This window comes from Microbacterium sp. SA156 (assembly GCF_049065455.1).
GTDB classification, from domain to species: domain Bacteria; phylum Actinomycetota; class Actinomycetes; order Actinomycetales; family Microbacteriaceae; genus Microbacterium; species Microbacterium barkeri.
On the sequence record NZ_JBAKGU010000008.1, the window covers coordinates 104,723 to 118,058 of the forward strand.

15 protein-coding genes are annotated in these 13,336 nt (G+C 69.8%); 5 read left to right on the top strand and 10 right to left on the bottom strand.

Annotated elements, in window-relative coordinates; translation table 11 throughout:
* The first annotated feature begins 41 nt into the window (after positions 1–41).
* The 3 genes from ACOWU6_RS09490 to ACOWU6_RS09500 all read left to right on the top strand — a co-directional run bounded on the left by ACOWU6_RS09490 (position 42) and on the right by ACOWU6_RS09500 (position 2,398).
* Positions 42–707, top strand: a complete 666-nt coding sequence (locus ACOWU6_RS09490) for an HAD family hydrolase (RefSeq protein WP_421075522.1) — start codon at positions 42–44, stop codon at positions 705–707.
* Positions 708–774: 67 nt separating this feature from the next.
* Positions 775–1,284 carry a GNAT family N-acetyltransferase gene (locus tag ACOWU6_RS09495; RefSeq protein WP_421075523.1) on the top strand — a complete coding sequence of 170 codons (510 nt, stop codon included), beginning with the start codon at positions 775–777 and terminating at the stop codon, positions 1,282–1,284.
* A gap of 31 nt (positions 1,285–1,315) precedes the next feature.
* Positions 1,316–2,398 carry a DNA polymerase IV gene (locus tag ACOWU6_RS09500; protein ID WP_421075524.1) on the top strand — a complete coding sequence of 361 codons (1,083 nt, stop codon included), beginning with the start codon at positions 1,316–1,318 and terminating at the stop codon, positions 2,396–2,398.
* 52 nt (positions 2,399–2,450) lie between these two features.
* Here ACOWU6_RS09500 and ACOWU6_RS09505 read toward each other — a convergent pair whose 3' ends face one another.
* From ACOWU6_RS09505 to ACOWU6_RS09520, 4 genes are all read right to left on the bottom strand, one after another.
* Positions 2,451–3,986 carry a DUF222 domain-containing protein gene (locus ACOWU6_RS09505; RefSeq protein ID WP_421075525.1) on the bottom strand — a complete coding sequence of 512 codons (1,536 nt, stop codon included), beginning with the start codon at positions 3,984–3,986 and terminating at the stop codon, positions 2,451–2,453.
* A 195-nt stretch (positions 3,987–4,181) separates the two neighbouring features.
* Entirely contained in the window at positions 4,182–4,733 is a 552-nt protein-coding gene (locus ACOWU6_RS09510) for a dihydrofolate reductase family protein (RefSeq protein ID WP_282977729.1), read from the bottom strand.
* 122 nt (positions 4,734–4,855) lie between these two features.
* Positions 4,856–5,200: a VOC family protein gene (locus tag ACOWU6_RS09515; RefSeq protein ID WP_421075526.1), complete on the bottom strand. Its 345-nt coding sequence runs from the start codon at positions 5,198–5,200 to the stop codon at positions 4,856–4,858.
* A 106-nt stretch (positions 5,201–5,306) separates the two neighbouring features.
* Positions 5,307–5,966: a DedA family protein gene (locus ACOWU6_RS09520; RefSeq protein WP_421075527.1), complete on the bottom strand. Its 660-nt coding sequence runs from the start codon at positions 5,964–5,966 to the stop codon at positions 5,307–5,309.
* Positions 5,967–6,073: 107 nt separating this feature from the next.
* Here ACOWU6_RS09520 and ACOWU6_RS09525 point away from each other — a divergent pair, with 107 nt between their 5' ends.
* Both ACOWU6_RS09525 and ACOWU6_RS09530 read left to right on the top strand, forming a co-directional pair.
* Complete coding sequence (locus tag ACOWU6_RS09525; RefSeq protein ID WP_421075528.1) at positions 6,074–7,471, top strand: sensor histidine kinase; 1,398 nt, start codon at positions 6,074–6,076, stop codon at positions 7,469–7,471.
* Complete coding sequence (locus ACOWU6_RS09530; protein ID WP_421075529.1) at positions 7,468–8,124, top strand: response regulator; 657 nt, start codon at positions 7,468–7,470, stop codon at positions 8,122–8,124. Before ACOWU6_RS09525 ends, ACOWU6_RS09530 begins: the two co-directional genes overlap by 4 nt.
* A 91-nt stretch (positions 8,125–8,215) precedes the next feature.
* On the opposite strand, the gene ACOWU6_RS09535 is transcribed toward ACOWU6_RS09530, so the two are convergent.
* From ACOWU6_RS09535 to ACOWU6_RS09560, 6 genes are all read right to left on the bottom strand, one after another.
* Entirely contained in the window at positions 8,216–8,674 is a 459-nt protein-coding gene (locus ACOWU6_RS09535) for a pyridoxamine 5'-phosphate oxidase family protein (RefSeq protein WP_421075530.1), read from the bottom strand.
* A gap of 4 nt (positions 8,675–8,678) precedes the next feature.
* Positions 8,679–11,072: an ATP-binding cassette domain-containing protein gene (locus ACOWU6_RS09540; RefSeq protein WP_421075531.1), complete on the bottom strand. Its 2,394-nt coding sequence runs from the start codon at positions 11,070–11,072 to the stop codon at positions 8,679–8,681.
* Positions 11,073–11,107: 35 nt separating this feature from the next.
* The gene (locus tag ACOWU6_RS09545; RefSeq protein WP_421075532.1) at positions 11,108–11,518 is read right to left on the bottom strand and encodes a VOC family protein; all 411 of its coding nucleotides are present in this window, start codon (positions 11,516–11,518) and stop codon (positions 11,108–11,110) included.
* A 5-nt stretch (positions 11,519–11,523) separates the two neighbouring features.
* Complete coding sequence (locus ACOWU6_RS09550; RefSeq protein WP_324011264.1) at positions 11,524–11,973, bottom strand: helix-turn-helix transcriptional regulator; 450 nt, start codon at positions 11,971–11,973, stop codon at positions 11,524–11,526.
* Between the two features lie 37 nt (positions 11,974–12,010).
* Positions 12,011–12,613, bottom strand: coding sequence for a dihydrofolate reductase family protein (locus tag ACOWU6_RS09555; protein ID WP_421075533.1), 603 nt, complete (start codon positions 12,611–12,613; stop codon positions 12,011–12,013).
* Between the two features lie 69 nt (positions 12,614–12,682).
* Positions 12,683–13,264 carry a TIGR00730 family Rossman fold protein gene (locus ACOWU6_RS09560; protein WP_416383306.1) on the bottom strand — a complete coding sequence of 194 codons (582 nt, stop codon included), beginning with the start codon at positions 13,262–13,264 and terminating at the stop codon, positions 12,683–12,685.
* Positions 13,265–13,336: the final 72 nt, after the last annotated feature.

Here is a 13,336-nt window from a genome sequence, read left to right on the forward strand (position 1 = left end):
GACGACCGGGTGGGACACGCGCTCGAGGGGCTGATGCCGCGATGACCTTGCGCGGCGTGATCTTCGACCTCGACGGCACGCTCCTCGATACGCGGTCGGCGCAGGACGCGGCCGCACGCGCCTGGGCGACGGAGCAGGGGCACACCGCCGCGGACGTCGCGGAGCGGTGGCACCTCATCGCCGAGCGCCATTACCGGCGGTACCAGCTGCGTGAGATCGGGTTCGAGGATCAGCGGCGCGAGCGCGTCCGGGAGTTCCTCGGGATGGAGCTGACCGATGCCGAGGCGTCCGAGCTGTTCTCGACCTACCTCGAGCGTTATGAGGCGGGCTGGCAGCGGTACGCGGACGCCCTTCCCGCTCTGCAGAGAGCGCGTGCGGCCTCACTGCGGATCGTCGTGCTGTCGAACGGCCAGGCGGCCCAGCAGATGCGGAAGCTCGAGCGGTTCGGGCTCGCCGAGGCCATCGATGCGGCCGTGTTCAGCAGCGAGCTTCCGGCCGGCAAGCCTGACCCGCGGGCGTTCCATGCGGCGCTCGGGGCGATCGACGTCGACGCTCGTGACGCGTGGATGGTGGGGGACAACTGGGACGCCGACGTCTGCGGGGCACGAGGTGCGGGGGTGTTCCCGGTGTACCTCGATCGTGAGAACTCGCGGCCGACGACCGAGTGCCGGAGGGTGACGAGTCTCGCCGAGCTCGAGTTCTCCTGAGGCATGAGAAGGCGCCGGGAACGGTGCATCTGGCACGTCCTTCAGCGCTGACTGCCATGATGACGCCATGGAGATGCTGATCCGGCGTCCGCTGCCTGCCGACGCTCCCGCGCTCGCGCGACTGCATGTGCTCACGTGGCGCGAGACGTACGGGCATCTGCTTCCAAGCGACTTCTTCGGTGACGCGCACCTGGAGATGCGTCAGACGATGTGGGAGCGCATCCTCGCGAACCCGCGACCCGAATGGACGGTGCTCACCGCCGCGTTGGGGGATGAGCTCGTCGGCTTCGTCTCCGCCGGACCGGGCAGCGAGAGCGGCACCGACTCCTCTTCACGCCAGCTGTACACGCTCTACGTGCGCTCTCGATGGCACGGAGCAGGTATCGGGCAGGCGCTCTTCGACGCCGCGGTCGGTCACGATGCGTGTGTTCTGTGGGTGGCGAAGGAGAACCCGCGAGCCATCGCGTTCTACCGCAAGAACGGGTTCGAGTTCGATGGCCAGGAACAGGCCGATGATGCCGTTCCTGGGATCGTCGAGGCGCGGATGCGCCGCGCGTCGCGGGACGCAACGGGGTGACATCCGCGTCGCGGCGCGACACACTCGTTCCATGACTCCGGTTCCCTGGGTGCTGCACGTCGACATGGACCAGTTCATCGCCGCGGTCGAGGTGCTGCGACGTCCGGAGCTCGCCGGAAAGCCGGTCATCGTCGGCGGGCGGGGCGACCCGACTGAGCGGGCCGTCGTCTCGACGGCCTCGTACGAGGCAAGGAAATTCGGGATCGGGTCGGGGATGCCGCTCAAGATCGCGGCGCGAAAGGCGCCCGAGGACGCCGTCTTCCTCCCCGTCGACCACGCTGCCTATGAAGCGGCGTCGGAGGAGGTGATGAGCACCCTTCGCGGCCTTCCGGGTGTGGTGCTCGAGGTGATCGGATGGGACGAGTGCTTCCTCGGGGTCACGAGCGACGACCCCGAGAGGGTCGCTCGAGAGGCACAGGCTGCGGTGCTCGAGGCGACATCGCTGCACTGCTCGGTCGGGATCGGCGACAACAAGGTGCGCGCGAAGATCGCAACGGAGTTCGGGAAACCGCGCGGGATGTTCCGACTCACGGCCGAGAACTGGTTCGAGGTGATGGGGGAGAAGCCCACCCGGGACCTCTGGGGCGTCGGACCGAAGGTGCAGAAGCGCCTCGCCGATCACGGCATCGAGACGGTGCGTCAACTCGCCGATGCGGATCGTCAGGAACTCGTGACGGAGTTCGGCCCGAAGATGGGCGTCTGGTATCACGAGCTCGGGTCGGGGCTCGGTCCAGCGGTGGTCGATGACACGCCCTGGATCGCGCGCAGCCACAGCCGGGAGACGACCTATCAGCGCAACCTGACGACGCCGGCCGAGGTGGAGTCTGCGTTGCGCGAGCTCGCGGCCGAGGCGTTCGCCGACTGCGAGGCCGAAGGGCGCGCCGTGACCCGTGTGAACCTGAAGGTGCGCTACGCGCCATTCATCACGAAGACGCTCGGCCGGAAGCTGGCAGAGCCAACACTCGATCGCGACGTCGTCGTCGCCGCGGCGGTTGCGCTCGGTGAGACGCTGGACCACGAGCGCGAGGTGCGCCTTCTCGGCGTGCGCGCTGAGATGGTCATGCCCGAGGGAGGCGACCCCGTCGAGCGGACTCCCGTCCGCGGTCGCATCTGACCTGTCCCGGCACACACGAACCTGCCCCTGAAGTCGGCCTCTCGGCCCGCGCTCAGAAGGGTGGGGGTTCGTTGTCGGGTGGGGTGAAGCGGGCGACGGGTGGTGGGGTGTCGGTGTAGACGTGCCCATTCGGGGAGGTCCATTCGAGCACGCCACCGGGGCCCTGTTTCACGGCCCACTGGGTCATCTGCTCGAGCATGTGATGTGTTTCACAGAGGTACTCGAGATTGGCCACGTTCGTGGGCCCGCCGCGGGAGTGGGGGTGGGTGTGGTCGACGTCGACGTAGTGCTTCCGGATGGCCTGCCGGCATCCCGGGAACCGGCACCGCTCGTCCCGGGCTTTCAGGAACCGCCGCTGCGCCATCGTGGGGAATCTCTGGTCGACGGTGAGGAGGACTCCGGTGTTCGCGTCGGTGAACGCACGGTTCCAGATCGTCGCGTCCGCGGCGATCTGCTTGGCGTCGATGATCGGGATGGGGCCCGCCCCGGCGAGCGTGGCGCCCTCGGTCCGGTTCGTGGGGTCGGAGATCGCTTCGGCGGGGATGGTGATGTGCACGCTCCCGCGAATCGCCCCGAGCCCGACCGCCGGAGGTTTCCGGGAACGGAACGCCGCACCCGATCCCGCGGCTGAGGCAGCGTCCGAACCGGATTCGGCGGCCGCGCCGGGTGACCTGCGCGCGTCCGCGCGAGCGCCCGCATCAGCGCTCGCGTCCGCGTCGCCGTCGACGCCCATGACGCCCAGGCCCACATCGCCCGCCTTCACGTCCGCATCCGCGCCGCTTGTGCCTGTGGCGCCGAGTCCGACATCGCCGGCTTTCGCATGCGCCCAGTTGAAGGTGGCGCCGTAGAGGTGGTCGTGGCCGGTGGGGGTGCCGGTGAGGGTGAGGTCGGTGAAGATGTCCGCCCGGATCTCATCCAGCGAGCGGTCATCCGCGAGCGCGACGGGGTCCCCGGCCTGGCGGGCCGCGGCGCGGGCGGCGATGACGGACTTCGCCATCTGGTCGATGCGGTCCATCATCCCGACCCCGAGCACGTTCGCGACCTCCGCGTCGAACGCGCCCATCGCGTCCTCCCCGGGACGGAACCCCACCCGCCGGCGCCCGCGTGCGGCTTTGTGGCGGTCGCTGATCGAGACCGGGTCCAGTTCCTGCGCGATCTTCCGCGCCACCTCCGCCAACGCGGCCGCGGTCATCGGCAGCCGGTCCAGCCGCTCCAGCACCCGCACCTCATACGTCGCCCGCAGGGCAGGGTCATCGAGCCGGTCCCCGCACAGCACGATCGTGCGCGCGTGCGGGAGCGACACCGTCCCTTCCGCGAGCCGGTCCCGCACGACCGGGAACCGGGAGACGAGGACCGTCGCGTCGTTCATCTGCCGCTCCACCGACCGGCCCGGGGTGTGCGTGGCCGCGGCGATCTCCTCCGCGATCGCGCGATGCGCCCACGCCCGCGACGAACCCCCGGCTGCGACCTGCCGCTCATGCTGTGCCCACGCCACCTGCGACGCCGACGCCAACGCCATCTGACGCGCCGCCTGGGCATGAGCGATCACCCTGTCCGCCGCCCGGATCGCCTCGATCGCCGCGTCCACCGCCGCACGCTCCGAAGCCGTCGGGCACGGACCATCCCCTTCACCCCACACAGCCCCATCGCTCATGAAACCAGTGTCCCGCCCACCACCGACATTCGAAGACCCCTACGAAGCCAAGAAGCGACGAAAAGGTCACAGAACGATAACGACTCTGCCTTGGTGTGATCGAGGGGCAAGCGCTGGGGGAGGGGATTGTCAGCGTGTCCGGCGATAGCGCTCGTAGATCACACGGGAGTCGAACGTGCGCGTCTCGATGAGGTCGAGGGGGAGCGGTCGGGCGAGCGGGGGAAGGAACGGCGGACCACCGCCGACGATGATGGGGTACCGGAAGATCCGGATCTCGTCGATCAGGTCGAGCTCGAAGGCGTGTGCGGCGAGATCCGCCCCGCCGATCTCGACGTCCTTGGGCGTGGATTCGATGACCGCTGCGACCTCCTCGGCCAAGGTGCCCTCAGCGAGTCGGGCGTTCCCTTCGACGCCCTCGAGCGTGTGACTGAACACGACCTTCGGAAGGGCGGTCCAGACGTCGGCGAAGGTGTTCGCATCAGGAGAGTCGCGGAACGACGGATCGGTCTCCCAGACCCGCATCGTCTCGTACAGGCGACGTCCGAGGAGTGTGGCGCCGAGTTCGCTGACCCGATCGAGGTGGAATCGGAACAGGTCATCGCTCGGCACCGACCAGTCGAACGATCCGAAGCGGTCGGCGATGAACCCATCGACCGACACACCCATCGAGTAGATCAGCATGCTTGAAGGGTTCCATGGCGCCGAGGAGTGGGCAAGAGCCATTCGCACTTGTCGATGTGCGGCCATCCGCTCGTCATGATCACCGACCCGGCCGCTCGTCGAATCGCACGGGGAGCGACACGTCAGGCGTCCCTGCACACATCAACGATCAGGCCGCCGGGCCCGCGGAGGTAGGCCGCCTCGGTGCCCCAGTCCGTGAGCAGAGGGCCGCGCAGCAGCTCGGCTCCGGCGGCGACAGCGCGCGAGGTGGCCGCGGCCACGTCCTCGACGTAGTGATGCAGGATGACGCCATCCGTCGTGCCCCAGGGCACCATCGCATCGCGAGACAGCATGACCCGGAGCCCTCCCGCGTCGAGCTCGCCGAAGTGCGGGCCGTCCGTGAGCACGGTCCACCCGTATGCCTCGGACAGCAGTCTCGTCGCCGCCGGGACGTCGTCCACCTGGATGTCGATCGCTTGCACGCCCATGGCGAGAGGCTATCGCGGCGGGGGTGCGTTGCCGGCGTCCTTCTCCCCGACGCCCTGCGCTGGCTCTGGAGCGACGTGCGCCGGTGAGCGAGCGACCCGCACAGGATCAGTCCTGGACGACCGGATCCTCCAGCTGTGCACGATTCTCGTCCAGCGACTCGGCGTCGCGAGCGAGGAAGCGCCGGAGAATCGCATCGATGAGAGCACCGACCGCCGTCGCGACGCACACAGCCAGAAGGATGGCGACGAGCGGCTGGTCGTGCAGCCATCGGCCCGCGACGATGCCGAAGAGCGCGGAGTACGCGGCCCACGAGGTTCCGGCCGCGACGGAGAGCGGCACGAAGCGCCGCGCCGGGTAGCCGGTGGCTCCTGCGGTCATGTTCACCGCGATGCGCCCGACCGGGATGTAGCGGGCCGCGAAGATGAGGAGTGCCGCCCGATCCCGCAGGCCGCGGCGAGCCCATCCGATCGCGGCCGCGACGCGAGGGGTGCGCATCCATCGGAAGCGTGTCGTGCCGATCGCTCGCCCCAGCTGATACGCGACGTTGTCGCCGGCGATCGCGCCGAGTGCGGCAGTCGCGATGAGAAGCAGCAGATGCGGCTCGCCGGAAGCGACCGAGATCGTCGCTGCGCCGACGACGACCGTCTCACTGGGCACGGGCGGGAAGAAGCCGTCGATGAAGCACACGCCGAACACCACGAGGTACACCCACGGCGATGCGGCGAGGTCGGTCACCAGCGCGGTGAGGAGGTCGATGAAGTCCATGCAGCCGACGTTATGGATCGGCTTTCGCGAGCGAATCGGTCGAACGGCAGGAGGAGTCCTTACTTTCGTCAGGTCTGCGCGCGACACCCGCTCCCTACGATGAATGCATGCGGCGCATCACCGATCACGTGCGACAGTCGTGGCCGACTGCACTCGGGGTCGCTCTCCTCGGCGTGGCGGTCGCGACGTCATTGCCGGTGGCACGCTGGGGCGATTCCGCCGTCGTGCTTCTCCTTCTGCCTGCCGCGGTGTGCGCGTACCTCGCCGGTCGTCGCATGCGATCGCTCGCGGCAGCCATCCTCACCATCGCAGTGACGCTCGTCGCGCTCTTGCCGCTCTCGATCATCCTGCCCGGAGGGTCTGCCGGCGATTGGATGGCAGCGTCGCTCATCACCATCCTGACAGTGGTCGGTCCCTGGTGGATCGGGCGATATCGGCGGCTGCGCGCCGAGCAGCGCGAGTCCGACGCGCGGGTGCTGGCCGAGCGCGCCCAGGCCGAGGAGAGGGCTCGCATCGCGGATGACCTGCACGACACCATCGGCCATGAGCTCGCTCTCATCGCGGTCCAGGCGGGTGCGCTCGAGCTCGGCCGGGGACTGGACGAGGCGCAGCGGGAGCGATTCGCTGAGCTCCGGGAAGCGGCGGTGCGTGCGAGCAGCCGGCTTCACGACGTCGTCCGCATGACGCGACCCGCTTCCAGTGGTCGGCTCGAGCCCCTCGGCAAGGACGACATCGCGGCGCTCGTGAATGGGGCGCAGCAGGCCGGCGTTCCCGTCGAGGCGCGCCTCGACTCGGCCGTGCTCGACCGCCTGCACCCCCTGATGATCGAGCTCACGGCGCGCACGCTGCGTGAGGGTCTCACGAATGCCTCGCGCCACGCACCCGGAGCGGCCGTCCAGGTGGAGCTCGCTGCGGATGGCGCTGAGCACCTCGACCTGACGGTGCGGTCGGGCGCGCCATCCCGGCAGGGGACGCAGGGGAGTGGGCACGGGATCCCCAGTCTCCAGCGCCGTGCGGCCCTGCTCGGCGCGTCGGTCGAGGCGGGAGCGGTCGCAGACGGCTTCGAGCTGCGGCTCCGGGCGCCCCTTCGCCCTGAGCCGCGGATGGACACGAACGACCGCGTGTGGGATGCGGCACTGACCTCGAACTCGCAGGAGACCCGCCGACGGATCCTGCAGTCGGCCGTGGTTCCTGCGGCCGTCCTCGGGCTCGCCATCGTCGGCATCCTCGTCGTGCAGGCGGTCACCGTGACCCAGACGGCGATCCCGTCCAGCGTCTACGAGCAGATCGAACTGGGCGTCTCGCGTTCGGAGCTCGCACCCCGCTTGCCCGCGGGCATCCCCGCGCCGCCGCCGATCGTCGTGGAGGAAGACGCGCCACCGAGCGGGGCACGGTGCGAGTACTTCGCGGCGCGCGACGGCTGGCTCCACTTCACCGACGCGGTGTATCGCCTCTGCTTCGAGGACGGCGTGCTCGTCGAGAAGACCCTCCTGGGTGCGTCGTGATCCGCGTCCTCCTTGCGGACGACGAGCCCATGATCCGGGCAGGGGCGCGGGCGATCCTCGAGTCCGACGCGGGAATCGAGGTCGTGTTCGAGGCAGGGGATGGCCGGAGCGCGATCGACGGCGTGCGGCAGCATCGCCCGGACGTCGCGGTCCTCGACATCCGCATGCCGGGCGTGGACGGACTCACCGCGGCCGCGGAGATCGCGCGGGCGGCACCGAGCACGAGGGTCGTGATCCTCACGACCTTCGGCGAGGACGAGTACATCGAGCGCGCGCTGGGCGAGGGCGCGCTGGGCTTCCTCGTCAAGGCCGCTGATCCGCGAGAGCTCATCGCGGGCGTCCGTGCCGTCGCCGACGGGGGAGCCTATCTGTCGCCGACGATCGCCCGAAGGGTCATCGCGCCCTACCGCGGAGGAGAGCGGATGCGCGACGCGGCCGCGCGGGAGGCGCTTGCGGGATTGACCGAGCGGGAGAAGGCGGTGCTCGCGCTGCTCGGCGCGGGGGCGTCGAATGCGGAGATCGGCGCGCAGCTGCATCTCGTCGAGGGAACGGTCAAAGGCCACGTGAGCGCGATCCTCGGGAAGCTCGGCGCGCGCAATCGTGTCGAAGCCGCGGTGATCGCGCATCGCGCGGGGCTGGTCACCGCCGAGTGAGGGGAGCCGCGCGCATCTCGCCGCGGACCATCCCTCAACGCGAACTGACATAATGTGCATTATCGGATGATCCCGAGCGCGCGGGCTGCCCTCAGATCAGCCACTCGCCATCCGACATGAGCATCCGTCCGGGGAACTCGTCCACTTCGCGCCAGGACTGGATGCGCGTCGGGCGCAGCACGAGGAACACATAGCCTGCGAGGCCGCGCGGGTCCCAGTCCGCCTGCGCGGCATACGCGTGCCCGATGCTCTCGACGTCGTCGACGCCGTGCGTCGCGTCGAGCGACGCGTCGATCAGGACGACATCTCTCGTCTGCCCGACACCAAGCCGCGCGACGCCCGAGGACGCGATATTCCGCGCCGTGAGAGACGAGCCCTCGAGCGCGACGATGATGCGATCGTCCACCCACGCGATCGACAGCGGCACGAGATGGGGTCGCCCGTCCGGCGACGCCGTCGCCACCCATCCGTCCGCCGCAGGCGCGGTCAGCTGGCGGAGCGCATCGGCCTTGCGCGTCGCGCGGTCGCGCGGCGGCGCGGCGTCGCTCACCGGGTCAGCCCGCTTCCGTCACAGCCGGAGCGCTGACGTACTGCGCCAGGTGCTCGCCGGTGAGCGTCGACCTCGCGGCGACGAGCTCGGCCGGCGTGCCCTCGAAGACGATGCGCCCGCCGTCGTGGCCGGCCCCCGGACCGAGGTCGATGATCCAGTCCGCATGAGCCATCACCGCCTGGTGGTGCTCGATCACGATCACGGTCTTGCCGGCGTCGACGAGCCGATCCAGCAGCCCGAGGAGGTTCTCGACGTCGGCAAGGTGGAGACCCGTCGTCGGCTCGTCGAGCACGTAGACCTCGGCCTTCTCCCCCATCTCGTTCGCGAGCTTGATCCGCTGACGTTCGCCGCCCGACAGCGTCGAGAGCGGCTGGCCGAGCGTCAGGTAGCCGAGACCGACGTCCTCGAGCCTGCCCAGGATGGCCGCGGCCGCGGGGATCCGCGCCTCGCCCTCGGAGAAGAACGCGCGTGCCTCCGCGACGGGAAGGTCGAGCACCTCGGTGATGTCGCGCCCGCCGAGCTTGTATTCGAGCACGCCCGCCTGGAACCGCTTGCCACCGCAGTCCTCGCACGGCGTCTCGACGGTCTCCATGAACCCCAGTTCGGTGACGATGACGCCGGCGCCCTTGCATGTCGGGCATGCGCCCTCGGAGTTCGCGCTGAAGAGCGCGGGCTTGACGCCGTTCGCCTTCGCGAAGGCCTTGCGGATGGGATCGAGGAGGCCTGTGTAGGTGGCGGGATTGCTGCGTCGCGATCCGCGGATCGCGCCCTGGTCGATCGAGACGACGCCCTCGCGTCGCGCGACCGATCCGTGGATCAGCGAGCTCTTGCCCGACCCCGCGACGCCCGTGACGACCGTGAGGACGCCGAGTGGGACGTCCACGTCGACATCCTGCAGGTTGTTCTCGCTCGCACCGCGCACCTCGATGGCGCCCTTCGGCTCCCGAACGCTCGGCTTGATCTGCGCGCGGTCGTCGAGGTGCTTCCCGGTCAGGCTTCCGCTGGCCTTCAGCCCGTCGACCGTCCCCTCGTAGCAGATCGTTCCGCCGGCACTGCCCGCGCCGGGCCCGAGATCGACGACGCGGTCGGCGATCGCGATGGCCTCTGGCTTGTGCTCCACGACGAGCACCGTGTTCCCCTTGTCGCGCAGCTGCAGCAGGAGCGTGTTCATGCGCTGGATGTCGTGCGGGTGCAGGCCGATCGTCGGCTCGTCGAACACGTACGTGACATCGGTCAGCGCGGAGCCGAGGTGACGCAGCATCTTGATGCGCTGCGCCTCGCCGCCCGACAGCGTGCCGGATGGCCGGTCGAGGCTCAGATAGCCCAGGCCGAGGGTCACGAACGCGTCGAGGTTCGCGCCGAGCGCCGCGAGGAGCGGGCCCGCGCCGGGCTTGTCCAGTCCGCGCACCCACTCGGCGAGGTCCGTCACCTGCATGCGGCATGCGTCGGCGATGCTCACGTCGTCGATCTTCGAACCGCGCGCCGCCTCGGTCAGACGGGTGCCGTCGCACTCCGGGCACGTCGCGAAGGTCGCCACGCGCTGCACGAAGGCGCGGATGTGCGGCTGCAGCGCGCCGATGTCCTTCGAGAGCATCGACTTCGTGATCTTGGGGATGAGCCCCTCGTACGTCATGTTGATGCCGGCGATCTTGACCTTGGTCACCTCGCCGTAGAGGAACGTGTGCCGCTGCTTCTCGGTGAACTGGGCGATCGGCTTGTCCGACGGGTAGAACCCCGACTGCGAGAAGCCCTTCACCATCCATCCGTCCGGCGTGTAGCCGGGCACCATGATCGCGCCCTCATCGAGCGACTTCGACTCGTCCACGACCTGCGAGAGGTCGATGTCGGACACCGCTCCCCTCCCCTCGCACCGCGGGCACATGCCGCCGAGGTACACGACGTCCTTGACGATCGTCTTCTCCCCCGTCGCCGACGTCATCACGCCGCTCGCCTTCTGCGTGGGGATGTTGAACGAGAACGCGGTCGGGCCGCCGATGTGCGGCTCCCCCAGCCGACTGAACAGGATGCGCAGCATCGCGTTCGCGTCGGTGACGGTGCCCACGGTCGAACGCGGATTCGCTCCGAGCCGCTCCTGGTCCACGAGGATGGCCGTCGTGAGCCCCTCCAGGACGTCGACGTCGGGGCGCGGCACCGACGGCATGAACCCCTGCACGAACGCGCTGTAGGTCTCGTCGATGAGGCGGCGCGACTCGGCGGCGATCGTGTCGAACACGAGCGAGCTCTTGCCCGACCCCGAGACGCCCGTGAACACCGTCAGCCGCCGTTTCGGGATCTCGATGCTGACGTTCTTGAGGTTGTTCTCCCGCGCGCCCTGCACGCGGATGACGTCGTGCGTGTCGGCGACGTGAGCGGAGGTGCTGTCGGAGGCTGCGGTCATCGTCTCTCCAGGTCGGCAGAAGGGGCTCGGGGCGGTCAGGGGCGCTGCTGCAGGCGGATCATATTGCCCGCCGGGTCGCGGAACGCCGCGTCGCGAACGCCGTACGGCTGGTCCATGGGCTCCTGCACGACGTCGATGCCCAGGGCCTCGAGCCGCGCGAACTCGGCGTCGACGTCGGGCGTCGCGAGCAGGAGGCTCGCATAGGTGCCCTTGGCGATCATCTCGAGGATGGTGCGGCGCTCGTCATCGGTGTTCCCGCTCTCGACGGCGGGCGGGTAGAGCACGATGTTCGTGTCGGGCTGGTCAGCCGGGCCCACGGTGAGCCAGCGCAGCCCCTCGTAGCCCACGTCGTTGCGCACCTCGAAGCCGAGGGCGTCGCGGTAGAAGCCCAGAGCGGCTTCAGGGTCGGTCTGCGGCAGGAAGCTGGAGTGGATCGTGATGGTCATGTCGCTCACGCTATCCGCGGGTCGGATGGTCGCGCTTCTCGATTCCTGATCGGTCGCGTCACGTGCTTGGTGATGAGGGTGGGAACGCCCGCGAGGTCGCCCTCGGACCGTCGCCGGTACTCGCTCGGCGGCATTCCCACGAGCTCGGCGAAGCGCGTGCTGAACGTGCCGAGCGAACCGAAGCCGACCTCGAAGCAGATCTCCGTGACGGTCAGATCGCCGCGTCGCAGGAGCGACATCGCCCTCTCGATCCGCCGCGTCATGAGGTAGGAGTACGGAGACTCCCCGTACGCGAGCTTGAACTGCCGGCTGAGGTGGCCAGCGGACATGCCCACGCCGCGCGCGAGGGCTTCGACGTCGAGCGGCTGGGCGAACTCGCGGTCCATCCGGTCGCGCACCCGGCGGAGGAGGGCGAGGTCCCGAAGCCGGTCTGCGGGGTCGGGTGGGCTCGTCACGTACGCGATCCTGCCATGCCCCGCCGACGTCGCCGGGTCAGCGGCTCTCCGCACGCCGGAAGACGAGATGCGTGGCGAGCGGCGTCGACCGCGCCGAGGCGGGGACGAGCCCGAAGCGAGCGACGCCCTCGAAGAGCCGCGCGCCCGGCCCGAGCGTGATCGGGGCGATATGGAGCCGCAGCTCGTCGACGAGATCGGCGCGCAGGTACGCGTTCGCGGTCTGCGCGCCGCCGCACACCGAGACATCCGCATCGCCGGCTGCGGCCCGTGCGCGATCGAGCGCGGCCTCGATGCCGTCGGTGACGAAGTGGAAGGTCGTGCCGCCCTCGAGCTCGAGCGGGCGACGCGCGTGGTTCGTCAGCACGAAGACCGGCGCGTGATACGGCGGCTCGCTCCCCCACCACCCCTGCCACGACTCGTCCGGCCACTCCCCGCGGATCGGCCCGAACATGTTCCTGCCCATGATGAACGCGCCGGCGCGCGTGATCGCGTCGCGCTCGTCCCTGTTCTCCTCGGCCGCCTCGAACATCCAGCGATGCAGGTCCTCGCCGCCGATGCCGAGCGGGTCCTCGAGACTCTGGTCCGGGCCCGCGACGCACCCGTCGAGCGAGACCGTGACATCGCAGAACACGCGGCTCATGAAGATCCTCTCGTCGCCGGATGACTCCGCCCTGACCATAGGCGCGAGCCATCGGCGCCGGCAAGGGGGTCAGGGACGCGGTGCGGGCGACCCCCACTTCGGTGCCGGCGGCTCCCATGTCTCGAGGGCGTCGAGCAGCGCGCCCGCGTCGTCCGCCACGATCAGGGTGTCGCGGAACGCGGAGCGGACGAAGCCCTCCGCCGTCATGTGGTCGAGGGCATCGAGCAGCGGGCGCCAGAAGCCGGCGACATCGAGGAGGGCGACCGGCTTGCGGTGGATCCCGAGCTGCAGCCAGGTCCACGCTTCGAAGAGCTCCTCGAGCGTGCCCGCTCCCCCGGGCAGCGCCACGAAGGCGTCGCCGAGCTCGGCCATGCGCAGCTTGCGCGCGTGCATGTCGGGCACGATCTCGAGAGCGGTCAGCCCCGGGTGCGAGATCTCGGCGTCCACAAGGTCCTGGGGCATGACCCCGATCGCCTCTCCGCCCGCCTCGGATGCGGCGTCGGCGACCGTGCCCATGAGCCCGACCCGCCCGCCGCCGTAGACGAGCCCCGTGCCGCGCGCCGCGAGCGCACGGCCGAACGCGGTCGCGGCCTCGGCGTAGTCCGGCCGCACACCCGTCGCCGACCCCAGGAACACCGTCACGCGCTCGATTCCGCTCACCCCGCGAGCCTATCCAGCGCACGGGGCGCATCGCCGCGGGGCGTAGGTTGGAGGGGTGAGAGA